Genomic DNA, 25,298 nt, shown 5'->3' with positions numbered 1-25,298 from the left:
ATAGGTCAGGCTTTCAGGAGCCTGGCCTTTCCTGTTTTGTGCAGGGGCCTTTCTAACTACCGCTCGTTGTGACGGGAGCCGTATGTCAATACCACGCTTGAAATCCTACCTAATGATGGTCGCCACCGTGCTGATGCTCGGCCAGGCGCTCACCGCCCAGGCCGACGAAGCCCTGCCGGACTTCACCACGCTGGTCGAGCAGGCCTCGCCCGCGGTGGTCAACATCAGCACCAAGCAGAAGCTGCCGGACCGCCGCGTGGCCCAGGGCCAGATGCCGGACCTGGAAGGCCTGCCGCCGATGTTCCGCGAATTCTTCGAGCGCAACATGCCGCAACAGCCGCGCTCGCCCCGTGGCGATCGCCAGCGTGAGGCCATGTCGCTGGGCTCTGGCTTCATCATTTCCAGCGATGGCTATGTGTTGACCAACAACCATGTGGTCGCCGATGCCGACGAGATCATCGTCCGCCTGTCGGACCGCAGTGAGCTGCAGGCCAAGCTGATCGGCACCGATCCCCGTACCGACGTGGCCTTGCTCAAGGTTGATGGCAAGAACCTGCCCACCGTGAAACTGGGTGACTCCGAGAAGCTCAAGGTGGGCGAGTGGGTATTGGCCATCGGTTCGCCGTTCGGCTTCGACCACTCGGTGACCAAGGGCATCGTCAGCGCCAAGGGTCGCACCCTGCCCAACGATACCTATGTGCCGTTCATCCAGACCGACGTGGCCATCAACCCGGGTAACTCCGGTGGTCCGCTGTTCAACATGAAGGGCGAAGTGGTGGGTATCAACTCGCAGATCTTCACCCGTTCGGGCGGCTTCATGGGCCTGTCGTTCGCCATCCCGATCGATGTGGCGCTCGACGTTTCCAACCAGTTGAAGAAAGACGGCAAAGTCAGCCGCGGCTGGCTGGGCGTGGTGATTCAGGAGGTCAACAAGGACCTGGCCGAATCCTTCGGCCTCGACAAGCCGGCCGGCGCCCTGGTAGCCCAGGTGCTGGAAAACGGCCCGGCCGCCAAGGGTGGCTTGCAGGTGGGTGACGTGATCCTGAGCATGAACGGCCAGCCGATCGTCATGTCGGCCGACCTGCCGCACCTGGTCGGCAGCCTCAAGGATGGCGAAAAAGCCAAGCTGGAAATCATCCGCAACGGCAAGCGCCAGACCCTGGACGTGGCCGTGGGCGCCATGCCGGACGACGACGCCGACATCACCGCCGGTGCCGACGGCAGCACCGAGCGCAGCAGCAACCGCCTGGGTGTCGCGGTCGCCGACCTGACCGCCGAGCAGAAAAAATCCCTCGAGCTCAAGGGCGGCGTGGTGATCAAGGAAGTCCAGGATGGTCCGGCAGCGCTCATCGGCCTGCGCCCGGGTGACGTCATCAGCCACCTGAACAACCAGGCCATCGGCTCGGCCAAGGAATTCACCGAAATCGCCAAGGAACTGCCGAAGAACCGCTCGGTGTCGATGCGCGTGCTGCGTCAGGGCCGTGCCAGCTTCATCACCTTCAAGCTCGCTGAATAAGCGGCCAGGTGGGGCGAAAAGGGCAGCTTCGGCTGCCCTTTTTCATGAATATTCACAATTGGCTGGCGGGTAGTTGTGTACAGTCGGGCAGAGGAATCTCCCATCTGCGAACAGCTTAAGGTACAATGCCCGGCTATTTTTCGGCGGGCGTCCGGCTCGCAGCCTTTTCGAGTGTTGACCCGTGAGTGATTTGAGTCATATCCGCAATTTCTCCATCATCGCCCACATCGACCATGGCAAGTCGACGCTGGCCGACCGTTTCATCCAGATGTGCGGTGGCCTGACGGCTCGCGAAATGGAAGCCCAGGTACTGGACTCCATGGACCTGGAGCGCGAACGCGGTATTACCATCAAGGCCCACAGCGTCACGCTGCACTACAAGGCGCAGGACGGCAAGATCTACCAGCTGAACTTCATCGACACCCCCGGCCACGTCGACTTCACCTACGAAGTCTCGCGCTCGCTGGCAGCCTGTGAAGGCGCACTGCTGGTGGTCGACGCCGGCCAGGGTGTAGAGGCCCAGTCGGTTGCCAACTGCTACACCGCCATCGAGCAGGGCCTGGAGGTCATGCCGGTCCTCAACAAGATGGACCTGCCCCAGGCCGACCCGGACCGCGTCAAGGACGAAATCGAGAAAATCATCGGTATCGACGCCACTGACGCCGTGGCCTGCAGTGCCAAGAGCGGCATGGGCGTGGACGAGGTGCTCGAGCGCCTGGTGCACTCGATCCCGGCACCCGTGGGCGAAATCGATGCGCCGCTGCAAGCGCTGATCATCGACTCCTGGTTCGACAACTACCTGGGCGTGGTCTCGCTGGTGCGCGTGCGCCAGGGGCGCGTCAAGAAGGGCGACAAGATCCTGGTCAAGTCCACCGGCAAGGTGCACCTGGTCGACAGCGTGGGGGTGTTCACCCCGAAACACACCCAGACCGCCGACCTGAAAGCCGGTGAAGTGGGCTTCATCATCGCCAGCATCAAGGACATTCACGGTGCCCCGGTAGGCGACACCCTGACCTTGTCCTCGACCCCCGAGGTCGAAGTGCTGCCAGGCTTCAAGAAAATCCAGCCGCAGGTCTACGCAGGCCTGTTCCCGGTCAGCTCCGACGACTTCGAAGACTTCCGCGATGCCCTGCAGAAGCTCACCCTGAACGATTCGTCGCTGCAGTACATGCCGGAAAGCTCCGATGCACTGGGCTTCGGTTTCCGTTGCGGCTTCCTCGGCATGCTGCACATGGAGATCATCCAGGAGCGCCTGGAGCGCGAGTACGACCTGGACCTGATCACCACCGCACCCAGCGTGATCTACGAGCTGGAGTTGAAAACCGGCGAAACTATTGTCGTCGACAACCCGTCCAAGCTCCCGGATGTTTCAGCCGTGGCCGACTTCCGCGAGCCTATCGTGACCGCGACCATTCTGGTGCCGCAGGAGCACCTGGGTAACGTGATCACCTTGTGCATCGAGAAGCGTGGTGTGCAGCGCGACATGCAGTTCCTCGGCAGCCAGGTGCAGGTGCGCTATGACATGCCGATGAACGAAGTGGTGCTGGACTTCTTCGACCGCCTCAAATCCACCAGCCGCGGCTATGCTTCGCTGGATTACCATTTTGATCGCTACCAGTCGGCCAACCTGGTCAAGCTGGACGTGCTGATCAACGGCGACAAGGTCGATGCCCTGGCATTGATCGTGCACCGCGACAACGCGGCCTACAAAGGCCGTGCGTTGACCGAGAAGATGAAGGAACTGATCCCTCGGCAGATGTTCGACGTGGCGATCCAGGCAGCCATTGGCGGCCAGATCATTGCCCGGACAACCGTCAAGGCGCTCAGAAAGAACGTACTGGCCAAGTGCTACGGTGGTGACGTCAGCCGTAAGAAGAAACTGCTGGAGAAGCAGAAGGCCGGTAAGAAACGCATGAAACAGGTGGGCAACGTGGAAATTCCACAGGAAGCCTTCCTCGCCGTGCTCAGGTTGGATAGCTAGGTCCTATGTCGCTAAATTTCCCGCTGTTGCTGGTCATTGCCGTATTCGTCTGCGGTTTGCTGGGCTTGATCGACTTGCTGTTCCTGGCCCCGCGCCGGCGTGCGGCAATTGCCAACTATCAGGGCAGCGTAAGCCAGCCTGAAATGGCGGTGGTCGAGCGCCTGAACAAGGAACCGTTGCTGGTCGAGTACGGCAAGTCGTTCTTCCCGGTGCTGTTCATCGTACTGGTACTGCGCTCGTTCCTGGTCGAGCCGTTCCAGATCCCTTCGGGGTCGATGAAACCCACTCTGGAAGTGGGCGATTTCATCCTGGTGAACAAGTTCTCCTATGGCATTCGCCTGCCGGTGATCGACAAGAAGGTCATCGAAGTGGGTGACCCGCAGCGCGGCGACGTCATGGTGTTCCGTTACCCGAGCGACCCGAACGTCAACTACATCAAGCGGGTGGTCGGCCTGCCAGGCGATGTGGTGCGTTATACCAACGACAAGCGCCTGTTCGTCAACGGCCAGCCGGTTGCCGAACAGCTGGTAGGTAGCGAGCCGGGCACCTTGGGCAGCGCCACGCTGTACAAGGAAAAGCTGGGCGAGACCGAACACCTGATCCGCAAGGAAATGAGCCGCTATCGCATGCCGCCGGACCAGCAATGGACCGTGCCGGCAGGCCACTACTTCATGATGGGCGACAACCGCGACAACTCCAACGACAGCCGTTTCTGGGATGACCCGAACATTCCCAAGGAGCTGCACGGCATGGTTCCGGACCGGAACATCGTCGGCAAGGCCTTCGCGGTATGGATGAGCTGGCCGGAACCCAAGCTCAGCCACCTGCCCAACCTGTCGCGGGTCGGTTTGATCCATTGATACCCATCGGCGCTGTCCAGCAGACAGCGCCGAATGCATTTCTGACATAGGCTGTGTTCTCAGGGATCGGGAGATTCGCCGCACATCGCGCGGCGGGCCACAGCCAAACAGTCTTTCAGGATGTTGATTTGAACAACGCGTTAAATAACCAACGGGTGGCCGCATGAGTGCTTCCCTTGCCCGTCTGGAGCGAAAGCTCGGCTACACCTTCAAGAACCAGGACCAGATGCTCCTGGCGCTGACCCATCGCAGTTACGCCGGGCGCAACAACGAGCGCCTGGAGTTCCTGGGTGACGCCATTCTCAACTTCGTCGCCGGTGAAGCGCTGTTCGAGCGTTTTCCGCAGGCCCGCGAAGGCCAGCTGTCGCGCCTGCGGGCGCGGCTGGTCAAGGGCGAAACCCTGGCCCGCCTGGCCCGTGGCTTCGACCTTGGTGAGTACCTGCGCCTGGGGTCCGGCGAGCTCAAGAGCGGTGGTTTTCGCCGCGAGTCGATCCTTGCCGATGCGCTGGAAGCACTGATTGGCGCCATTTACCTAGACGCCGACATGGAAACCGCCCGCGAGCGCGTGCTGGCCTGGCTGGCCAATGAGTTCGAGGGCCTGACCCTGGTCGACACCAACAAGGACCCGAAAACCCGCCTGCAAGAGTTCCTGCAGTCGCGCAGCTGCGAGCTGCCGCGCTACGAAGTGGTGGATATCCAGGGCGAGCCGCACTGCCGCACCTTTTTCGTCGAATGCGAAGTGGTGCTGCTGAACAACAAGAGCCGTGGCCAAGGCGTTAGCCGGCGTATTGCCGAGCAAGTTGCCGCTGCGTCTGCACTGATCGCCCTGGGCGTGGAGAATGGCAATGACTGATAGCAACCCGACCCGCTGCGGCTATGTAGCCATTGTCGGCCGCCCGAACGTGGGCAAGTCGACCCTGCTCAACCACATCCTCGGCCAGAAGCTGGCGATTACCTCGCGCAAGCCGCAGACCACCCGCCACAACATGCTCGGCATCAAGACCGAAGGTGATGTGCAGGCGATCTACGTCGATACCCCTGGCATGCACAAGGCCAACGACAAGGCCCTGAACCGCTACATGAACCGCAATGCTTCGGCGGCCTTGAAAGACGTCGATGTGGTGATCTTCGTGGTCGACCGTACCAAGTGGACCGACGAGGACCAACTGGTGCTGGAGCGCGTGCAGTACGTGACCGGGCCGCTGATCATCGCGGTCAACAAGACCGACCGCATGGAAGAGAAGGCCGAGCTGATTCCGCACCTGCAATGGCTGCAGGAGCAATTGCCGAACGCCGAGGTGATGCCGATTTCTGCGCAGCAGGGCCATAACCTCGAGGCGCTGGAAGCGCAGATCGCCAAGCACCTGCCGGAAAATGACCACTTCTTCCCGGAAGACCAGATCACCGACCGCAGCAGCCGTTTCCTGGCGGCCGAACTGGTGCGCGAGAAGATCATGCGCCAGCTGGGGGCCGAGTTGCCTTACCAGATCACCGTGGAGATCGAGGAATTCAAGCAGCAGGGGCACGTACTGCACATCCACGCGCTGATCCTGGTTGAGCGCGATGGCCAGAAAAAGATCATCATTGGCGACAAGGGCGAGCGCATCAAGCGCATCGGCTCCGAGGCGCGCAAAGACATGGAAGTGCTGTTCGACTCCAAGGTCATGCTCAACCTGTGGGTCAAGGTGAAAGGTGGCTGGTCCGACGATGAGCGCGCGTTGCGTTCGCTGGGTTACGGCGACCTGTAAGCCATACTGTTGGGGCCGCGGTGCGGCCCATCGCCGGCAAGCCAGTTGCCACAGGTGCTGCACAAGCCCTGGGTGCGATGCGGTCGGTGTGTGGCTTGCCGGCGATGGGCTGCACAGCCGCCCCACTGTGCGGTTTTCCTGGCTACAGGGAACGAGTGATCTCCCATGGAACAACCTGTCGGCCAGCCAGCCTATGTGCTGCACAGCCGCGCCTACAAGGAAACCAGTGCGCTGGTGGACTTTTTTACCCCGCAGGGCCGCATGCGCGCGGTACTGCGCCGTGCGCGCGGCAAGGGTGGCAGCCTGGTACGGCCGTTCGTGCCGCTGGAGCTCGAACTGCGCGGGCGTGGCGAGCTGAAGAATGTCGGGCGCATGGACAGCGCCGGCATCGCCGCCTGGTTGCATGGCGATGCACTGTTCAGCGGGCTGTACCTCAACGAGTTGCTGATGCGCCTGCTGCCTGCCGAGGCGCCATTCGTGGCCCTTTTCGAGCACTACGCACTCACCCTGCAGGCCTTGGCCGAGGGGCGCCCGCTGGAGCCGCTGCTGCGTTCGTTCGAATGGCGGCTGCTCGATGAGCTTGGTTACGCGTTTTCCCTGAGCCAGGACGTCAACGAATACCCCATTGCCGCCGATGGCCTGTACCGCTTGCGCGTGGACGCAGGCCTGGAACGGGTCGAGCTGGTGCAACCCGGCTTGTTCCGCGGCACCGAGGTGCTGGCCCTGGCGCAAGCCGATTGGAGCGCGGACGGTGCCTTGCTCGCTGCCAAGCGCCTGATGCGCCAGGCCCTGGCCGTTCACCTGGGCGGCAAGCCACTGGTCAGCCGGGAACTGTTTCGCAAGCGCTGATCACGACGTATGCTGTGGGCCTCAATCTTCAGGAGAGCCTTTCGTGACTCACAGCAACCGCATGCTTCTTGGCGTCAACATCGACCACGTGGCAACCCTGCGCCAGGCCCGCGGCACGCGTTACCCTGACCCGGTCAAGGCTGCCCTGGATGCCGAGGAAGCAGGCGCCGATGGCATTACCGTGCACCTGCGCGAAGATCGCCGGCACATTCAGGAGCGCGACGTGTTGCTGCTCAAGGACGTGCTGCAGACGCGCATGAACTTCGAAATGGGCGTCACCGAAGAGATGATGGCCTTTGCCGAGAAAATTCGCCCGGCGCACATTTGCCTGGTGCCTGAAACCCGTCAGGAGCTGACCACCGAAGGTGGCCTGGACGTGGCCGGGCAGGAGGCACGGATCAAGGCGGCGGTCGAACGCCTGGCACGCACTGGCGCCGAAGTGTCGCTGTTCATCGATGCTGACGAGCGGCAGATCGAGGCCTCACGCCGGGTCGGCGCCCCCGCCATCGAGCTGCACACCGGGCGCTATGCCGACGCGCAAACCCCAGCCGAGGTGGCCGATGAGCTGCGGCGCATTGTCGACGGTGTGGCGTTTGGCGTGGGTCAGGGGCTGATCGTCAATGCCGGCCATGGCCTGCATTACCACAACGTCGAGGCTGTGGCGGCGATCAAGGGTATCAATGAGCTGAACATTGGCCACGCATTGGTGGCGCATGCCCTGTTCGTGGGCTTCAAGGCTGCAGTGGCCGAGATGAAGGCGTTGATCGTCGCGGCTTCGCGCTGATCTGTCAGTTGCCTGTACCGGCCTATTCGCGGGTACAGGCGGCCGATCACTCGGCAGGAAACACCAGCGTGAAGCGGGTCGGCCCCAAGGGGCTGCTGCTCACCTCAACCCGCCCCCCGTGCAGTTGCATGATCGATTTGACGATCGCCAGCCCCAAGCCGGTCCCGCCCTCCAACCGCGAGCGCCCCGAACCTACCCGGTAAAAGCGTTCGAACAGCTGTGGCTGCTCAGCCGCAGCGATGCCTGGGCCACGGTTCTGCACAGATAGCCGTATTTCGTTGCCTGTACGCTGGATATGCAAGTCGACCGGTTCACCCTCAGGGCTGTGCCGTATGGCATTGCTCAACAGGTTCGACAGCGCCCGTTGAACCATCAACCGGTCGCCCAACGCCGTGCCCCAACCCTGCACCCGCAGCGCTACGCCTTTGAGCTCGGCACTGTAGGCGAACAGCTCGACTACCCGGGCAGTCTCGTCGGCCAACGCCAAGGGCTTGAGCGCCACCTGGGTTTGCGGTTGGCTGACCTGGGCAAGAAACAGCATGTCATTGATGATGCGGTTGAGCCGGGTCAGCTCCTCGATACTGTCTTCCAGCACCTCCCGGTAGTTGGCGTTCTCCCGTTCGCGCGCCAGGGTCACCTGGGCCTTGCCCATCAGGTTGCTCAAGGGGGTACGCAGTTCGTGCGCCAAGTCGTCGGAGAACTGCGCGAGCTGGCTGACACCCTGGTCAAGGCGGTCGAGCATCACGTTGATGCTGCGCGCGAGTTCAGCCAGTTCCAGTGGCAGGCCGCTGGCGGGCAGGCGATGCTGCAGGTCCTGGGCCGAAACCTGGCCAGCGATGCGCCGAAAATGTCGCAGGGGCTGGAGGCCGCGCTGCATCAGCCACCAGGCACCCGCGCCAATCAGCAGCAGCAGCAGCGGGAGCGCCAGCAGGGTTGAGTGCAGGTACGCCTGCAACAGGGCGTTATCGTCGGCGCGGTTGAGCGACATCAGCACCTTGACCGGGGTGTTGTCACGCAGGCGCATCAACCGGCTGACGGTCAGGATCTGGTTGCCGCTGCTGTCGCGCCAGGCGTGAAAGGCCAGGCGTTCGTCGGTGGGCAGCTCAGCGACGCGCGAGTCCAGTGCCGGCCCCAGGCTGAGCAGGTGCGGGTGGCGGCTTTCCTGCGCCAGTACGCTGAGGCTGAGGTTGTCGTGGCCCATCACCAGGTCGAGCAGGGGGTGGGCCCTGGTGCCCAGGTCCTCGCTGCGCAGATCGACGCGCAGGTTGTGCTCGACCTGCAGCATCTTGCGCGCCAGGTCCTTGCGTGCGCGGCTGTCCAGCTCGTGATCCAGGGCGAACACGGCCAGGCAGGCCAGCAACAACACCAGCGCAGCGCCCATCAGCGTAACGCTAAGGCCCAGGCGCAAAGAGAGGCTGGTAGTCTTCAAAAACGCGCCTCCAGCACGTAGCCGACACCGCGCAGGGTATGGATCAGTTTGGTGTCGAACGGGTCGTCGATCTTGGCGCGCAGGCGCCGGATCGAGACCTCCACCACATTGGTGTCGCAATCGAAATTCATGTCCCACACCAGTGAGATGATCTGCGTGCGCGACAGCACTTCACCGGTCTGGCGCATCAGCAGGTGGAGCAGGGCGAACTCCTTGGCGGTCAGGTCGATGCGTTGCCCGGCGCGATAGGCGCGGTGGCGGCCCGGGTCCAGCTCAAGGTCGGCGACCCGCAGGGTACTGGGTTGCAGTTGCTGGTCGTTGCGGCGCAGCAGGCTGCGAATGCGCGCCAGCAGTTCAGGGAATTCAAAGGGTTTGAGCAGGTAGTCATCGGCGCCCAGGTCCAGGCCCTTTACCCGGTCGGCCAGGCGGCCATGGGCGGTCAGCATCATGATGCGCGTGGTCGATTCGGCACGCAGGCGCTGAAGCACGGTCCAGCCATTGAGCTCGGGCAGGTTGACGTCGAGGATGACCAGGTCGTACGGGTGCTGGCGTGCCAGGTGCAGGCCGTCGGTGCCGGTATGGGCGCAGTCGACCACATAGCCGTTTTCGCGCAGCCCTTGCTGCAGGTAATCGGCGGTACGCAGCTCGTCCTCGATGATCAGTAGGCGCATGGGTTGGCTCGGTGTGGTGAAAAGGGGGCGATTCTCGACCCTGTAGTGACATCAGGGTCAAGGCGCAGGATGTTACGGCATGCGTTAGCGGCCGAGGCGTAGATAACGGATTTGTAATGCGGGTGTTATCTGGCTGTCCGTTGCGGCGCCGGCATGGCGATTGCGCCGGCACATTGCAGGACTGTAATCCGCGCCTCACCTTGCTGTTAGCCAGCCCCTGCGACCATGGCCTGACTGATCGGCTACCACGAGGCAACCCCGATGAACCTGACCAAATACCTACTGTTGGCCACCCTTGCCCTGGGCAGCGCCAGTGTCTACGCCGAGGGCGGTGCGGAGCGCTCCAGGCAGTTCTGGCAAGCGTTCCGCGAAGACCAGCAGCGCCTGCACGGCGACAAGCAGCAGGCCGTGGCCGAGCGCGAGCGCAAGGCGCAAGAGAAGGCCCGTGAGGTGGCCAAGGATTGAGTCGCAGCAGCGGCGCCGGCACTGCTCCCCGGCGTTGCTGTCTTCAGGCGCCCGCATGGGTAATGCCTGTCAGTTAAGCGTTAATGGGGCTGCTTTGCAGCCCTTCGCGGGCACGCCCGCTCCCACACGTTTGGCGCTGAACTCAATAAATGCGCGATCCCCTGTGGGAGATTCTATGGTTTTAGGGAAGTTTTTTAAGCGGCTTTTGACCGATACTCGTCTCCGCTTTTCAGTAGGGCAAATACTACTCGCGCCAGTTTGCGTGCGAGCATGACAAGCGATGCTGTCGTGCTAAAACCACGCGCCAGGCGCTCTTCGTAGTACGACTTCCATGCTGCTGTGCGGGATGCTGACATAGCCGCGTTGTGAAGGAGGCGTCGAGCTTCGGGGTCTCCTCGCTTCGTGAGCTTGGATTGCCCTTTTTTCTGCCCCGACTGCGCAATCCTCAGATCCATACCCAAAAAGGCGATAAACGCATCACCCCCGCTGAAGTTGCCACGCTGAAACGTCGCTGTCAGGCGAGCAGCAGTTAGAAAACCCACCCCTTCGACCTTCATGCAGCGCTTTACCTGAGGCATCAGCCCGGCCTTTTCCAGCAGGCCCTTGATCATCTTCTCCACCAGCAGCTCAAGCCGCTGCATCGCACGCAGATGCGTCTTGAAGGCGGCTTTGAGTAGCGGTTCATTGGCCCACCCCTGAGTCAGGCTGGTTCGTGCCTGGACCAGTCCTGCACGTCGCCGGAACAAGCTCAGAAGCTGTCGATAGATAGCCGGTGGCGGCGCCCAGGGCGTTAGGTCCTGCCCTTCGTTCTTCAGATAGCGGGCCAACAGCTGGGCATCAATTGCATCAGTCTTAGCGCGTACGTTGACACCTTTACGGTAATGGCTCAGGGCGTACCCATCTACCACGTAAATCGTATGCCCGAACTCAAAGGCCAGATCCGTAAACAGGACGTGATAGATGTTGGTCGCTTCGATAGCGACGGACATCGCACCCGAGAGGCCTTTGAGCCATTTCTTGATAGCTGCTTTAGTATTGGGGATTGCTATGAGTTCTGCTGATTCATCGTCCCAAATGACCAATTCTGTTTTGGCCACATCCACGCCAATCAGCCGCTTTGAATCAGCAACCACCATTGCCATGAGCAACTCTCCTCGATAGTGTTGGAGTACTTGAAGGGTCACCCAGAGGCGCTGGCTTGTGTCTTTCGTCGGTCCGAGCCCGGAAGCATTCTTTATCGGCGCTTGGGTGAAAAGGGAGGAGGGGCGAGGTCTCCCACGGTCTGTACTGCGCTAACAGTCAGAAGCTGGCTTTGTCCCTCCTCCTCCCTTCAAGTCTAACCATACAAGCGGGCGTGCCCGCGAAGGGTCGCAAAGCGGCCCCAAATCGCTTAACTGACTGGCATTACCCCCATGGGCGCTTTTTTTATTTGCGCGCCAACAGGGTGGCCCGGCGTGGTGCGGGCAGGCCTTCGATGGTCTTGCTGTGGTCGTTCGGGTCGAGGAAGTCAGCCAAGGACTGGTAACGCATCCAGTCGGTGCTGCGCTGCTCTTCAATGCTGGTCACACTCACGTCGACGCAGCGTACGTCGCTGAAGCCGGCACGGCGCAACCAGCGCGCCAACGCCGGTACCGAAGGCAGGTACCAGACATTGCGCATTTGTGCGTAGCGGTCTTCGGGCACCAGCACCTGGTTTTCATCACCCTCGACCACCAGGGTTTCCAGTACCAGCTCCCCCCCTTTGACCAGGCAGTCCTTCAGCGCCAGCAGGTGCTCGATGGGCGAGCGGCGGTGGTAGAACACGCCCATGGAAAACACCGTATCGAACCCTTCCAGGTTGGCCGGCAGTTCTTCGAGCGCGAAAGGCAGGTGCCAGGCGGGCAGTTCCGGCAGGTATTGCTGCACCGCCTGGAACTGGCAGAAAAACAGCCAGTTGGGGTCGACGCCGATCACCATGTCGGCGCCCGCACCGAGCATGCGCCACTGGTAGTAGCCGTTGCCACAACCGACATCGAGCACACGTTTGCCCTTGAGATCCAGGTGAGGGGCCACGCGAGACCACTTCCAGTCGGAACGCCATTCGGTGTCGACGTGCACGCCGAACAGGTCGAACGGGCCTTTGCGCCAAGGTGACAGGCCCATCAAGGCCTGGCGCATCTGTGCACGGGTGGCCGCGTCGCAGTCGCAGTTCAGGCGCAGGCCGTTGACCAGGTCGACTTCACTCGGTTGCACGGCGGGCAAGGCTTCCAGCGCACCGCGCCAGCGGTCCAGGTCACCGTGGCCCTTTTCCAGCTTGGCTTGCAGTTGCGCTTGCAGGCCTTGCGACCAGGAAGCCAGGGGGGTACCCGCCAGGCGGCGGACCAGGGAAGACAGATCGATCATGGCAGGGCTATCAACGAGGCGAAGTTAAGGCATTGGAACCACGGCACCACTTTCGAGAAGCCGGCGGCAAGCAGGCGCTCCTGGTGGGTTTCGAGGGTATCGGGGCGCATCACATTTTCAATGGCGCTGCGTTTCTGGGCGATTTCGAGTTCGCTGTAACCGTTGGCCCGCTTGAAGTCCAGATGCAGCTCATTGAGCAGGTCCTGGGCTCGCTCATCGGCGAAGCGCAGTTTTTCCGACAGTATCAACGCACCGCCGGGCAGCAGTGCCTGGCGGATGCGGGCAAGCAGTGCCAGGCGTTGGTCGGGGGCGATGAATTGCAGGGTGAAGTTCATCGCCACCACCGAGGCGGGCTCGAAGGGGAGGGCGAGGATATCGGCTTCGAGCACCTGTACCGGCAACAGCTCCTGGAACATCGAGTCCTGGGCGGTGAGGTACTGGCGGCAGCGCTCGACCATGGCGGCGGAGTTGTCGACCGCGATCACCCGGCAACCATCGCTGCGCACATGCCGGCGCAGCGACTGGGTGACCGCACCCAGCGATGCGCCCAGGTCGTAAAGGGCGGTATGCGGCTGGGCAAAGCGTGCGGCCAGCACACCGAGGTTTTCCACGATGGTTGGATACCCCGGCACCGAGCGCTTGATCATGTCTGGGAACACGCGCACCACGTCCTCGTTGAAGACGAAGTCGGGCACTTGCTCCAGGGGTTGGGCAAAAAGGCGGTCGGGTTGTTTGCTCACGGCGGATCCAGGCTGCGGGTGGTAGGCAAGGGCGGCATTCTAGCCAAACCGCGGCCTGGATGCATGATTGGCTGACCGGCGCTGCAGCTCAGTTGACCCGAAGGGCGCAATCGAAGGTTTGCACGGGCGCGACGTCGGTGGCCCAAGGCTGCTGGTAGACCAGCACCAGCTTGCCTTCACCCCGGGCGTGGGCCTGGTAGCGCCAGGTGGACAAACCCGAGCTGCCGACCATGCCTGTGTCGTCTGGCGCGCTGTAGACCTCGGGGCCAAGGCTGTGCAGTACACCGGCTGCCGGGTCCTGCACACGCCAACGGTAGCCGGTAGAGGGGTTGCTGGGCAGGCTCAGCGTGAGGTTCTGGCCAACCTGCAGGCGGATGGGGCACTCGCTTTCGGCGTCCAGTTCGACGGGTTGAGTGGGTTGCTGGGCGCAGGCGCCCAGCAGGGCGAAGCTCAGGGGAACGAGCAGACGAGGGGCGGCCATGTTGGCTCCGGAGGCTGGCGATGGCCTGAGGATAACCGATGATCAAGGAAATTTGTGGGGCTTGTGCCTGATGCCGGTCAGCCAAGCGGTTGGGGCCGCTGTGCGGCCCATCGCCGGCAAGCCGGGCTCCCACAGGCTGGGCGCTGGCTTGCCATCGATGGGCTGCAAAGCAGCCCAGGGCCTGTCAGAACAGTACTTTCGCCACGTCGGCAAAGCGTTTGGCAAAATGCACTGTCAAACCTTCGCGCAGGTAGTCCGGCAGTTCCTCGAAGTCGCCGCGGTTAGGCTCTGGCAAGATCAATTCGAAGATCTTCTGCCGCCGTGCCGCGATCACTTTCTCGCGCACCCCGCCAATGGGCAGCACCTGGCCGGTGAGGGTAAGTTCGCCGGTCATGGCCACCCCTTTCTTCGGTGCCTGGTTGCGGGCCAGCGACAGCAGGGCACTGGCCATGGTGATGCCAGCGCTCGGCCCGTCCTTGGGGGTGGCCCCTTCAGGCACATGCAGGTGAATGAAGGCTTCGTTGAAGAAACCGGGGTCACCCCCGAACTGCTTGAGGTTGGAGCTGACGTAGCTGTAGGCGATCTCGGCCGATTCCTTCATCACATCGCCCAGCTTGCCAGTCAGCTTGAAGCCGCGGTTGAGGGTGTGGATGCGGGTTGCCTCGATCGGCAAGGTCGCGCCGCCCATGCTGGTCCAGGCCAGGCCAGTGATCACACCTTTGCCCGCCAGTACTTGCTCGCTGCGGAACACCGGCATGCCGAGTGCGGCCTCCAGGTCCTTGGTGCCGATTTTCAGCTTGGCGTCCGGGTTTTCCAGCAGCTTGACCACCGCCTTGCGCACCAGCTTGCCCAATTGCTTTTCCAGCTGGCGCACCCCGGCCTCTCGGGCGTAGCCCTCGATCACCATGCGCAGCGCGCTGTCGCTGATGCTCAGGCTGGCCTTGGCCACCCCGGCCTTTTGCAACTGCTTGGGCCACAGATGGCGCTTGGCGATGGCCAGTTTTTCTTCGGTGATATAGCCGGACAGGCGGATCACTTCCATGCGGTCCAGCAACGGGCCGGGGATCGAGTCCAGGGTGTTGGCGGTACATACGAAGAGCACTTTCGACAGGTCCAGGCGCAGGTCCAGGTAGTGGTCGAGGAAGTCGACGTTCTGTTCCGGGTCGAGGGTTTCCAGCAGCGCCGAGGCCGGGTCGCCCTGGTAGCTCTGGCCCATCTTGTCGATCTCGTCGAGCATGATGACCGGGTTCATCACTTCGACATCCTTCAACGCCTGCACCAGCTTGCCGGGTTGGGCGCCGATGTAGGTGCGGCGGTGGCCCTTGATCTCGGCCTCGTCGCGCATGCCGCCGACGCTGAAGCGGTAGAACGGCCGGCCGAGCGACTCGGCAATCGACTTGCCGATACTGGTCTTGCCCACGCCGGGCGGGCCTACCAGCAGCACGATCGAGCCGCTGATCTCGCCCTTCCAGGCGCCAACGGCGAGGAACTCGAGGATGCGTTCCTTGATGTCGTCGAGGCCTGCATGGTGCTGGTCGAGTACCTTGCGCGCGTGCTTGAGGTCGAGCTTGTCCTTGCCGTGGATGCCCCATGGCAGGGCAGTGGCCCATTCCAGGTAGTTGCGGGTAACGGCGTATTCGGGCGAACCGGTTTCCAGAATGGCCAGTTTGCCCATTTCTTCATCGATGCGTTTGCGCGCCTGCTCGGGCAGGGTCTTGCCTTCCAGGCGCTGCTCGAACTGCTCCAGGTCGGCACTGCGGTCGTCCTTGGTCAGGCCCAGCTCCTGCTGAATGACCTTGAGCTGTTCCTTGAGGAAGAACTCGCGCTGATGCTCGCCAATCTGGCGGTTCACCTCGGCCGAAATCTCGTTTTGCAGGCGGGCGACTTCGACCTCCTTGCGCAACATGGGCAGCACTTTTTCCATGCGCTTGAGCATGGGCACGCAGTCCAGCACTTCCTGCAACTGGCCGCCGGTAGCCGAGGTCAGCGCGGCGGCGAAGTCGGTGAGCGGCGACGGGTCGTTAGGGCTGAAGCGGTTGAGGTAGTTCTTCAGCTCTTCGCTGTAAAGCGGGTTGAGCGGCAGCAGTTCCTTGATCGCGTTGATCAGCGCCATACCGTAGGCCTTGACCTCGTCGGTAGGCTCGGCGGGCTGGCGCGGGTATTCCACTTCGACCAGATAGGGCGGGCGGTGATGCTTGAGCCAGGTACGGATACGCACCCGGGTCAGGCCTTGGGCCACGAACTGCAGCTTGCCGTTTTCACGGCTGGCATGGTGCACCTTGACCAGCGTGCCGTACTGCGGCAAAGCCGAGGTATCGAAGTGGCGGTGGTCTTCTGCCGGCGTGTCCATGAAGAAAAGGGCCAGGCAGTGGTCAGGGGACTTGGCGACCAGATCAAGGGTTTCCGCCCAGGGCTCTTCGTTGACGATCACAGGCAGTACCTGGGCCGGGAAGAACGGGCGGTTGTGGATCGGAATCACATAGACCTTGTCCGGCAGTTGTTGGCCGGGCAGGGCGAGGGCGTGGCCGGCTTGGGCCTGGGGGGTGGTGTGTTCGACTTCGCTGTGTTCGTCGGGGTGTTCCGGGAAATCCTGCTGGTCGCTCATGGGGCACCTGCGTGAATGACTATGGTGCTTAGATGGGGCGCAGGGGATTGGGTTTCAAGTTTCAAGCTGCAAGGTGCAAGGTGCAAGCTGCAAGCTACAAGCTACAAGCTACAAGCTACAAGCTACAAGCTACAAGCTACAAGAAAAAAGCGGGACCGCATTGGCCCCGCTTGTACTTGCAGCTTGTAGCTTGTGACTTGCAGCTTGTAGCTTGTGACTTGCAGCTTATTCAGCCAGTTTGTAAGCGATGATGTAATCGCCCATCCGCGTACCCAGCGAGCCATGCCCGCCCGCGGTCACCAGCACATATTGCTTGCCGTCCTTGCCGGTGTAGGTCATCGGGGTGGCTTGGCCACCCGCTGGCAGGCGGGCTTTCCACAGTTCCTTGCCGTTGTTCACGTCGTAGGCGCGCAGGTACTGGTCGAGGGTCCCGCTGAGGAAACCGACGCCGCCTGCGGTCACGATCGAGCCGCCCATGCTGGGCACGCCAACCGGCAGGCCGATCGGCACGGGTGTGCTGTCACGGGTGGTGCCGTTCTTGTGCTTCCACACGACTTTGTTGGTGAACAGGTCGATGGCGGCCACGTAGCCCCAGGCCGGGGCCTGGCACGGCACGCCCAGGGGCGACATGAACGGGTGCATGGTCACGGCATACGGGGCACCGGTGTTCGGCTGCACGCCGCTGGTTTCGCTTTCGCGCTTGCTGCCCTCGGCAACCTGTTCACGCGGCACCATCTTCGACACGAATGCCATGTAGTTGGGCGAGGTGAACAGCAACTGGCGCACCGGGTCGACCGATACGCTGCCCCAGTTGAACACGCCTACGTTGCCTGGGTAGACCAGCGAGCCCTGCTCGGACGGTGGGGTGTACTGGCCCTCGTAGCGCAGTTCGCGGAACTGGATGCGGCACAGCATCTGGTCGAACGGGGTGGCGCCCCACATGGCTTGTTCGGTCAGGTCCGGGCCCAGCAGGTTGAGGTCGGAACGGGCCTGGGTCGGCGAAGTGTGGTCGCCTTTCACCGCACCTTGCGGCGTGGGGATTTCACGGATCGGCACGATTGGCGTACCGTCGCGGCGGTCGAGTACATACAGGCTACCCTGCTTGGTCGGCACGATGATCGCCGGTTTCACGCCATCGTCGGTCTTCAGGTGCACCAGGGTCGGCTGGCTGCCGACGTCCATGTCCCACAGGTCGTGGTGGGTGAACTGGTAGTTCCAGCGAGCCTTGCCGGTCGCAAGGTCCAGGGCCACCACACCAGCGCTGTACTTCTCGGCGCCTGGGGTGCGGTCAGCGCCCCACTGGTCTGGGGTCTGGTTACCCAGCGGCAGGTAGATCATGCCGAGGTCTTCGTCGACACTGGCGATCGACCACATGTTGGCCGAGTTGCGGCTGTACATCTTGCCGGGGGCCAACGGCTTGGTGTCTTCCGGGTTGTTGCTGTCCCAGTTCCACACCAGGTGGCCGTCGTGCACGTCATAGGCGCGGATAACGCCAGACGGCTCGTTGGTGGACTCGTTGTCGGTGACATGGCCGCCGATGATCACCAGGTCGCGGGTAATGGCCGCGGGCGAGGTGGAGTAATAGCCGCCGGCGGTGAACGGGCCGATGCCGGTTGTCAGGTCGATCACACCCTGGTTGGCGAAGCCTTCGCAGACCTTGCCGTTATCGGCGTTGATGGCGATCAGGCGCGCATCTGCGGTGGGCAGATACAGGCGGCGCGGGCAAGCCTGCGCCACGGCTTGGCCGGCGTCGCTGATTTTCGGGGCCGGGCTGCCGTCGCGGCTGACGTAGCGGTTCTCGTCATAATACGAAACCCCGCGGCAGGTCATGTGGGCAAAGCCTTTGAAGGTGCCGGTGGGGCTCTTCACCTGCGGGTCATAGCGCCAGATTTCCGCGCCGGTGTCCGGGTCGAGTGCCAGCAGGCGGCTATGCGCGGTGCAGGCATACAGCATGCCGTTGACTTTCAGCGGGGTGTTCTGGTTGGTCAGCTCGACCGGGTCGTTCTCGGTCGGCAGGTCACCGGTGCGGATGCGCCAGGCTTCTTCCAGGCGGTAGGCGTTCTGCGGGGTGATCTGGCGCAGTGGCGAATAGCGGTCGCCATGCTCGGTACGGCCATAAGCCTGCCATTCGCCGTCCGGCATGCTCGGCGCGGCGCTGGCCATCTCGCTGCTGTCGCGGCCCAGTTCGCCAAACACCTCACCCGGGTGGGTTAACTGGCTGCCCAGGGCGCAGGCGCCTGCGGCCACCACGGCCACGCTGAGCAGCGCCGTGTTGGCAGTGCTGGCCGGGCCGATCAGCGGGCGGCGCGCCCACGGCAGCAGCAGGACCACGCCGATGGCGAACCAGATGGCCAGGCGCGGCACCAGTTGCCACCAGTCCAGGCCGACTTCTAGCAAGGCCCACACCGTGCTGCCTAGCAGCACCAGGCCGTACAGGCCCAAGGCAATGCGCCGTTGGGCCAGCAGCAGAATGCCCGACAAGGCAAAGCCGATACCGGCAACAAGGTAGTACAGCGAGCCGCCCAGCTGGCTCAACTTGATGCCGCCGGCCAGCAGGGCCAGGCCCATCAGCAACAGCAGCGCGCCAATCAGGCGCGGTAGCCAGCGGCTTCCAGTGTTGGCACCTTCAGTGCTCATTTCAGGTTCTCCGTCACGTCAAAAAAATTCAGAAACTGCTTTGGATCTTCAGGCCACCGACCAGGGCGCCATCAACTTGCGACACGCCGCCGGGATGGCGGATGTACTGCAGGTTCGGGCGGACCGTGAGCCAGTTGGCCACATGAATGCCGTAGTACAGCTCGGCGCTGTATTCCGTGTCTTGCACAGGCAGGAAGCCGGGGTTGTCGTAATCGTCGAGGCCGGCTGCCTGGTTGGCCAGGCGGGCGTTCTTGCGGTAGCCAGGGTTGACGTGCACGCGGGCGAGGGCGAAGCCGATGTCGTCCTTGGCGCGGGCATCGAAAGGCCCTTTGAATACCAGTCCTGCCTGAACATAGTTGTCGATGACATTGGTTTTCTTGTCGTGCATCGTTGCGTTGGCGAACAGGCTCAGGCCACGCGAATGGTCGGAGGCCAGTGCAGTCACCTGCTGCTGGGCGCCGAGCCACACGCCATGCTTGCTCGAGCTGCTGCGGTAGGCGCCGCCGCTCAGGGCTGCCGGCTGGCCGTTGCTGTCCTTGAGAACATCGTGTGCCTTGGCATTACTGTAGTAGTAGCCGGCGCGATATTCCCCTTTCAGGCCTTTGACGCGCGGGCTCCATACCAGTTCGACTGGCATGACCGCACCTTGGGTGCCGCTGCCACTGAGCTTGAAGCCGTTACCTGACTCGAGGTTGGACGGGTTCTGTTCGAACACGCCAACCTGCGCGTACAACGTGGGGCTGAGGTTGTAGCGCACGCGCAGGGCCCATTGGCTGACCGGCCAGTTGTACCAGATGCCACCCACCCAGTTGCCCACCTGCGAGCCGCAGAAGGCCAGGTTCTGGAAGTCACAGGGGAAACTGTTGAAGTCCTCGCCTTCGCCGAAACGGCCGAATTTCACGTCCAGTGCGCCGTCGAAGTACTTCTGCTTGATCCACATTTGCGTCAGCCGCCAGGTTTCACCGCGGCCCCATACTTCCTGGGCCGAGGTAAAGCCACCCACGCGTGGGTCATTGATGCGGTCGTTGCTGATGTTGTCGCCGTGGCGCTCAGTGATGGTCAGTTGCACTTCGGTGTCGTGCCAGCCAAGGATCTTGTCCAGGTCCAGGTGGCTGCCAAAGGTGAACTGGTCGCTGTAGCGCGCGGTACGGTCATGGTCGAAGCCACCGTGCAGGTTGCTGCCCATCTCGCCGGTGTAGCCGAGGGTGAAGTCGTAGCCTTGTTCAAGCAACCGGGTGCGGGTGCCGCCCCAGTCGCCGAGCATCCACGGGGAGTCGTTGGCGAACATTTCGCTGGCGCAGGTGGGGGTCGCCAAGGCAGCAAGGGCGACGCCTATGTAACAGGTTTTGGGCAGTTGGAGCATGAGATAGCGCTATCTTCTGATTATTGAAAAAACGGCAAGCGCATCGAAAGGCCAGGCTTTCAATGGATGTGGCAACATGGGAGTTCAGTGAAGCGTTTCAGCTTGCGGCGGGGAGGATATAGGGGAAGGCGTCAGAAAAAAAGACAAATTGTCGCAGGTCATTATTGTTCAATTGGTAATAATGCCCTTAGGGGTCTGCTCTGCGCAATACCTGCGCCTACCCAGGTATGGCGCAGTACGTGTAGGAAATGGCTTGCCGGCGATTGGGGCGCAATGCGCCCCCACCATTTCAAAAGGTGGTACGCAGGCCCACTTCCACACTGCGCCCCGGTGCTGGCGCGATATCGCGCAGAATCGAGCTGGCATAGCGCACGGTCTGGTCGGTCAGGTTCTCACCGCGCACGAACGCCAGCCACTGGCTCTGGCCAACGTCGAAGCGGTAGCCAACGCTGGCCCCCAGGGTGGTATAGCCATCGGTGCTGCTTTCGTTGGCCGGCTTGCGGTGCTGAGAGGCGGCGTGCTGCACGTCCACCCGGGCCTGCCAGCGGTCCAGCTCCCAGACCAGGCCACTGTTCAGGCGTAGCGGAGCAATGCGGGGCAGCGGCTCGCCGCTGTCAAGGTTCTTGGCCCGGGTGTAGTCACCCGACAATTCCAGGGCAAAGCTGCCATAACGGTTCTCGACCAGCTGCCAGCGGTCCTGGGCCTCGATGCCGTAGAAGCGTGCCCGCACACCTTGGTACTGGTACTCCGGGAAACCTTCGTCGTGATCATGGTCAGCTTCGTCGTGGTCGTGATCATGCCCGCCTTCGCGCAGGTTGCCGGTGCCGATCAGGCCGATGTAATTGCGGAAGTGGCTGTAGAACAGCCCGACGCTGCCCTTGTGCGTACCGTTGTCGAAGCGTAACGCCAGGTCGGCGGAAATGGCCTTTTCCTTGTTCAGGCTGGCATCACCGACTTCATAGGCACCGGTGGCGACGTGGGCGCCATTGGCATACAGCTCGTAAAAGGTCGGGGCGCGTTCGGTATAGCCAAGGTTGGCCGCCAGCGACCAGACCGGGTCGAGTTGGTACACCGCGCCCGATGACAGGCTGAACGCATTGAAGCTGCTGGTGCTGTTGGCGTCGACGAAGTTCTCGTTGCCTTTGGCATCCGGGTCCACGCGGGTGTGTTCCATGCGTGCGCCCAGGCTCAGGTTCAGGCGCTCGGTCGCTTGCCACTGTTCGAGCATGAACAACGCCAGGCTGTCGGTATCGGTGTGCGGCACGAAGGCCTCTTCGCCCAGGGCAGAGAATTCGTTGCGGCTGACTTGCGCACCGATCACGCCCTCTACCGGCCCGAGCGGCTGGTGGCGGGCTTCGATACGCGCTTCGTAGCCTTTGTTCTTGAACGTGGTGTGAACCTCGCCTTCCTCGATTTCGCTGTGTTCGTAGTCGGTGTAGCCGGCATCGACCTTGACTGAGCTGAACGGGCCGTCGAGGTCGCGCAGTTCGGAGGCGAAGGCGTAGTGGTCCTGTTTCATGTCCAGGCGCACGCCGGATTCGGCCACCGAGCCGTAGTTGCTGTCGTAGCGGCTGTACGACAGGCCGGCGTAACCGTGGTCCCAGTGGTAGGCACCGCCGATGGCGCCGCCATCCTGGCGGCCATCGCTGTTTTCCAGGCGGTGCTTGCTGCCGGGCTCTTCGGCATCGCGCACTTTCGCGCTACGGGCGTAGCCAGGGATGCGCAGGTCATTGAACTGACGGCTGTTGGCATCCAGGTGCAGGGCGAAGGTGCCATCGCCGGCTTCTAGCTTGCCGGCGCTGCTGCGGGTGGTGTCGGCGCCGCCGTATCGCAGTTCACCGGCGCCGTGAATGCCCTCGATGGGGGCGTCCGGGATGCGGTTGTCAAAGGTGTTGACCACGCCGCCAATGGCGTTGCCGCCGTACAGCAGTGCGGCAGGGCCGCGCACGATTTCGACACGATCGACGGTCACCGGGTCCAGCGGCACGGCATGGTCGTAGGACAGCGAGGAGGCATCCAGGGCGCCTACGCCGTTGCGCAGGATGCGAATGCGATCGCCATCCAGGCCACGAATGACCGGGCGGCTGGCGCCAGGGCCGAACCAGGTCGAGGCGACACCGGGCTGCTTGTTCAGGGTTTCACCGAGGCTGCCGTGCTGCTGTTGCAGCAGGTTGTCGCCTTCGAGCACGGTGCTGGGCGCGGCCAGTTGGCGGTTGCCCAGCGGGTTGGCCGTGATCACCTGGGGTTCAAGTTCCACCGCGTGGCTGGGCGAAGCGGCCAGCCAGAGCGCGACGGCAAGGGGGGAAAGGCGAAGCGGTGCAGACAACATGAGAGTGGGACGTTCCTTGGCAGATGCTCATATAATGTTACAACATAACATAACTATTTCAGCATAGAGGTTTCTTCCCTGGCCAGCGTTTTTCTGCGGCCTCGCCGGATCCCACCCGCCACTACACTCGTGTAAGGTGCGCATCTTTCCCACGGAGTACAGCATGAGCACGGCCCAACACAACGCGCTGCACGGCAAGACCCTCGAACAGATCCTTACCGAGCTGGTGGTGCATTACCAATGGCAGGGCTTGGCCGAACGCATTGACGTGCGTTGCTTCAAGAGCAACCCGACGATCAAGTCGAGCCTGACCTTCTTGCGTAAAACCCCTTGGGCGCGGGAAAAGGTCGAGCAGTTGTACGTGAAGCTGCAGCGTCAGGCCTGAACGTGCTGCGGCGACCTTGGCTGACCGGCATGGCGGTGCTGGGCTGGTTCGGCCTGACCGTGCAGGTGTACCTGGTACTGCTGGCGCGTTGGCAGGAGCAGGCCAGCCTGATCGGCGGCCTGATCAACGTGTTTGGCTATTTCACGGTGTTGACCAACACCTTGGTGGCCACGGTGCTCAGTTATGCGGCGTTTGGCCGCGAAGGCCGGGCCAGGCATTTTTTTCTGTCGCCGTCGGTGAGTTCCGCGGTGGCCGCGAGCATTGTGCTGGTAGCGCTGGCCTACAGCGTGTTGCTGCGCCACTTGTGGCAGCCAGAGGGCTGGCAATGGCTGGCCGACGAGTTGCTGCACGATGTGATGCCGGCGCTGTATGCCTTGTACTGGTGGTGTGAGGTGCCCAAGGGCCATTTGCGTCTGCGGCACCTGGCGCTGTGGGCACTCTACCCGGCCGTATACTTTGGCTACGCCTTGTGGCGGGGTAGCGAGATTGGCCTGTACGCCTACCCGTTCATCGATGTGGCGAGGCTGGGGTACGGGCAAGTGCTGCTCAATGCCCTGGGCGTGCTGGCGGGGTTCTGGGGGATCGGGCTGGTGTTGCTGGGGCTGGATCGTTGGCGTGGGGCGCAAAAGTTTGCTTAGCCTGTGCCGGCCTCTTCGCGGGCAAGCCCGCTCCTACAGGAGTACCACCGTCTCCAAGGCTGGTGATGTACCTGTGGGAGCGGGCTTGCCCGCGAAGAGGCCGTAACAGGCTGACGCCGATTATTCGTCGTCCCCAGCCCCGTCGGCCCGCCAGTAAGCCGCGGCTTTCAAAGCATCCTCGGGCACGCCTTTTTCCAGCAGCAGCGCCTTGGCCTGGCGGGTCAGGGTTTTTTCCAGCGCTACCCAGGCGTACAACCGGCCTTGCGGCATGGTCAGGTTCTGCACCAATGCCAGCAGGTCTTCCTCGTGGCGGCGTACCCAGATCACTTCGACCTGTGCTTTGCTCGGCAGCGGCTGGCGCTCCTGCTCATCCTCGATCTGGATCACCGCCAGCACCTGGCGGCCAGCGGGCAGCTCCTCAAGCCGCCTGCCGATTGCCGGGATGGCCGTTTCATCGCCGATCAGCAAGTAGCTGTCGAACACATCCGGCACCACCAGTGAAGCGCGTGGCCCGGCGATATTCAGGGTTTGCCCGACCGCGGCCTGCGCCGCCCACGTGGAGGCAGGGCCGTCGCCATGCAGGACGAAGTCGATGTCCAACTCGTTGGCCATCAGGTCTATGCGCCGTGGCGTGTATTCACGCATGGTGGGCCGTACGCCACTGTCCTTGCCCAGCTTGCGGGCCTCGATGGCCTGTTGCTGCTCAGGGGTTTCGCCGAACAGCAGCTTGATGTGGTCGTCGCTGCCCAAGCTGGTGAAGCCTTGCAGTTCGGCACCGCCGAGGGTGATGCGGCGCATGCGCGGCGTCAGCTCGGTGACCCGCAGCACCTGCAGGCGGCGCTGGCGAATCTCGTGGTTGACGCGGTGAATGCTGTTAGTCATGGGGCGTCTCCGTAGCAGCGTCGGCCGGCCCGGAAGCGATGGCCGTGGCGGTGTGGTTGAGCAGGTCGCGAACCCTATCGATTTCTTCAGGTGTCCAGCGGCCGCTGTGCATGTGCAGCGCGTGGCGCAGGTTGCCCACCGCTTCGTGAATTTCAGGCGGGCGGTCGTGGCCGCGCAAGGCGCGCTTGCTGACTTCGATGCGCATGCGCACGCCGTCCAGCGCCACCGCCTGGTCCGCCAGTGCACGGCGGCCGGCCTCGGTGATGGCGTACAGGCGCTTGCTGCCCTGCACCTGGCCGGTGATCAGTTCGGCTTCTTCAAGAAAATTCAGCGTGGGGTAGATCACTCCGGGGCTCGGGCTGTAACTGCCTTCGAACAGGTTCTCGATCTGGCGGATCAGGTCGTAGCCATGGCCGGGCTGGCTTGCGAGCAGGTCGAGCATCAGCAACTTGAGGTCACCGGGGGCAAATACACGGGGGCCGCGTTCGCCGCGCCCGGGGCGCCGTTCGAAGGGGTCATGGGGGGTATGTTCACGCATGGGAATAGGGGCTCC

22 protein-coding genes are annotated in these 25,298 nt (G+C 62.7%); 10 read left to right on the top strand and 12 right to left on the bottom strand.

The features are described from left to right. Positions 1–82 precede the first annotated feature (82 nt). The 7 genes from L1P09_RS19945 to pdxJ all read left to right on the top strand — a co-directional run bounded on the left by L1P09_RS19945 (position 83) and on the right by pdxJ (position 7,738). Positions 83–1,516: a DegQ family serine endoprotease gene (locus L1P09_RS19945; protein WP_029886109.1), complete on the top strand. Its 1,434-nt coding sequence runs from the start codon at positions 83–85 to the stop codon at positions 1,514–1,516. Positions 1,517–1,697: 181 nt separating this feature from the next. Beyond that, positions 1,698–3,497 (top strand): translation elongation factor 4, encoded by a 1,800-nt coding sequence (gene lepA, locus L1P09_RS19940; RefSeq protein WP_029886108.1) that lies wholly within the window; start codon positions 1,698–1,700, stop codon positions 3,495–3,497. A 5-nt stretch (positions 3,498–3,502) separates the two neighbouring features. Beyond that, on the top strand, positions 3,503–4,357 hold the full coding sequence (gene lepB / locus L1P09_RS19935; RefSeq protein ID WP_009684762.1) for a signal peptidase I: 855 nt from the start codon (positions 3,503–3,505) through the stop codon (positions 4,355–4,357). 163 nt (positions 4,358–4,520) lie between these two features. After that, the gene (rnc, locus tag L1P09_RS19930) at positions 4,521–5,210 is read left to right on the top strand and encodes a ribonuclease III (RefSeq protein WP_009684761.1); all 690 of its coding nucleotides are present in this window, start codon (positions 4,521–4,523) and stop codon (positions 5,208–5,210) included. Then, positions 5,203–6,105 (top strand): GTPase Era, encoded by a 903-nt coding sequence (era, locus tag L1P09_RS19925; RefSeq protein WP_003252061.1) that lies wholly within the window; start codon positions 5,203–5,205, stop codon positions 6,103–6,105. The genes rnc and era overlap by 8 nt, the downstream gene beginning before the upstream one ends. 165 nt (positions 6,106–6,270) lie before the next feature. Then, a complete protein-coding gene (gene recO, locus L1P09_RS19920; protein ID WP_235768032.1) occupies positions 6,271–6,954 on the top strand; it encodes a DNA repair protein RecO in 684 nt (227 codons plus the stop codon). Between the two features lie 61 nt (positions 6,955–7,015). Then, the gene (gene pdxJ / locus L1P09_RS19915) at positions 7,016–7,738 is read left to right on the top strand and encodes a pyridoxine 5'-phosphate synthase (protein ID WP_290129289.1); all 723 of its coding nucleotides are present in this window, start codon (positions 7,016–7,018) and stop codon (positions 7,736–7,738) included. Between the two features lie 46 nt (positions 7,739–7,784). On the opposite strand, the gene L1P09_RS19910 is transcribed toward pdxJ, so the two are convergent. Together L1P09_RS19910 and L1P09_RS19905 are read right to left on the bottom strand one after the other, a co-directional pair. Next, positions 7,785–9,167, bottom strand: coding sequence for a heavy metal sensor histidine kinase (locus L1P09_RS19910; protein WP_235768031.1), 1,383 nt, complete (start codon positions 9,165–9,167; stop codon positions 7,785–7,787). Then, the gene (locus L1P09_RS19905; protein ID WP_232892442.1) at positions 9,164–9,838 is read right to left on the bottom strand and encodes a heavy metal response regulator transcription factor; all 675 of its coding nucleotides are present in this window, start codon (positions 9,836–9,838) and stop codon (positions 9,164–9,166) included. The genes L1P09_RS19910 and L1P09_RS19905 overlap by 4 nt, the downstream gene beginning before the upstream one ends. A gap of 261 nt (positions 9,839–10,099) precedes the next feature. Here L1P09_RS19905 and L1P09_RS19900 point away from each other — a divergent pair, with 261 nt between their 5' ends. Further along, positions 10,100–10,303: a hypothetical protein gene (locus L1P09_RS19900; protein ID WP_009684756.1), complete on the top strand. Its 204-nt coding sequence runs from the start codon at positions 10,100–10,102 to the stop codon at positions 10,301–10,303. A gap of 194 nt (positions 10,304–10,497) precedes the next feature. On the opposite strand, the gene L1P09_RS19895 is transcribed toward L1P09_RS19900, so the two are convergent. The 8 genes from L1P09_RS19895 to L1P09_RS19860 all read right to left on the bottom strand — a co-directional run bounded on the left by L1P09_RS19895 (position 10,498) and on the right by L1P09_RS19860 (position 22,840). Beyond that, positions 10,498–11,445 (bottom strand): IS110 family transposase, encoded by a 948-nt coding sequence (locus L1P09_RS19895; protein WP_029886225.1) that lies wholly within the window; start codon positions 11,443–11,445, stop codon positions 10,498–10,500. Positions 11,446–11,728: 283 nt separating this feature from the next. Next, positions 11,729–12,685, bottom strand: a complete 957-nt coding sequence (gene cmoB, locus L1P09_RS19890; protein WP_235768030.1) for a tRNA 5-methoxyuridine(34)/uridine 5-oxyacetic acid(34) synthase CmoB — start codon at positions 12,683–12,685, stop codon at positions 11,729–11,731. Continuing rightward, entirely contained in the window at positions 12,682–13,425 is a 744-nt protein-coding gene (gene cmoA, locus L1P09_RS19885; RefSeq protein ID WP_054905120.1) for a carboxy-S-adenosyl-L-methionine synthase CmoA, read from the bottom strand. Before cmoA ends, cmoB begins: the two co-directional genes overlap by 4 nt. An 88-nt stretch (positions 13,426–13,513) precedes the next feature. Then, entirely contained in the window at positions 13,514–13,906 is a 393-nt protein-coding gene (locus L1P09_RS19880) for a protease inhibitor I42 family protein (protein ID WP_054905121.1), read from the bottom strand. Positions 13,907–14,090: 184 nt separating this feature from the next. Further along, the gene (lon, locus tag L1P09_RS19875; RefSeq protein ID WP_115294650.1) at positions 14,091–16,511 is read right to left on the bottom strand and encodes an endopeptidase La; all 2,421 of its coding nucleotides are present in this window, start codon (positions 16,509–16,511) and stop codon (positions 14,091–14,093) included. A gap of 225 nt (positions 16,512–16,736) precedes the next feature. Continuing rightward, positions 16,737–19,148: a glucose/quinate/shikimate family membrane-bound PQQ-dependent dehydrogenase gene (locus tag L1P09_RS19870; protein WP_235768029.1), complete on the bottom strand. Its 2,412-nt coding sequence runs from the start codon at positions 19,146–19,148 to the stop codon at positions 16,737–16,739. A gap of 28 nt (positions 19,149–19,176) precedes the next feature. After that, positions 19,177–20,511: a carbohydrate porin gene (locus tag L1P09_RS19865; protein WP_192440839.1), complete on the bottom strand. Its 1,335-nt coding sequence runs from the start codon at positions 20,509–20,511 to the stop codon at positions 19,177–19,179. Positions 20,512–20,800: 289 nt separating this feature from the next. Next, positions 20,801–22,840, bottom strand: coding sequence for a TonB-dependent receptor (locus tag L1P09_RS19860; RefSeq protein WP_154211089.1), 2,040 nt, complete (start codon positions 22,838–22,840; stop codon positions 20,801–20,803). A 163-nt stretch (positions 22,841–23,003) separates the two neighbouring features. On the opposite strand from L1P09_RS19860, the gene L1P09_RS19855 reads away from it, so the two are divergent. Beyond that, entirely contained in the window at positions 23,004–23,225 is a 222-nt protein-coding gene (locus tag L1P09_RS19855; protein WP_009681956.1) for a VF530 family protein, read from the top strand. A 2-nt stretch (positions 23,226–23,227) separates the two neighbouring features. Continuing rightward, complete coding sequence (locus L1P09_RS19850; RefSeq protein ID WP_029887722.1) at positions 23,228–23,863, top strand: Pr6Pr family membrane protein; 636 nt, start codon at positions 23,228–23,230, stop codon at positions 23,861–23,863. Between the two features lie 120 nt (positions 23,864–23,983). On the opposite strand, the gene L1P09_RS19845 is transcribed toward L1P09_RS19850, so the two are convergent. Next, positions 23,984–24,745 (bottom strand): siderophore-interacting protein, encoded by a 762-nt coding sequence (locus L1P09_RS19845; protein ID WP_192440836.1) that lies wholly within the window; start codon positions 24,743–24,745, stop codon positions 23,984–23,986. Continuing rightward, entirely contained in the window at positions 24,738–25,283 is a 546-nt protein-coding gene (locus L1P09_RS19840) for a PadR family transcriptional regulator (protein WP_192440834.1), read from the bottom strand. The genes L1P09_RS19845 and L1P09_RS19840 overlap by 8 nt, the downstream gene beginning before the upstream one ends. Between the last annotated feature and the right edge of the window lie 15 nt (positions 25,284–25,298).

It is taken from the genome of Pseudomonas juntendi (genome assembly GCF_021560075.1).
In the GTDB taxonomy this organism is placed as follows: domain Bacteria; phylum Pseudomonadota; class Gammaproteobacteria; order Pseudomonadales; family Pseudomonadaceae; genus Aquipseudomonas; species Aquipseudomonas juntendi.
This window is presented reverse-complemented; position numbering and strand designations above follow the sequence as displayed.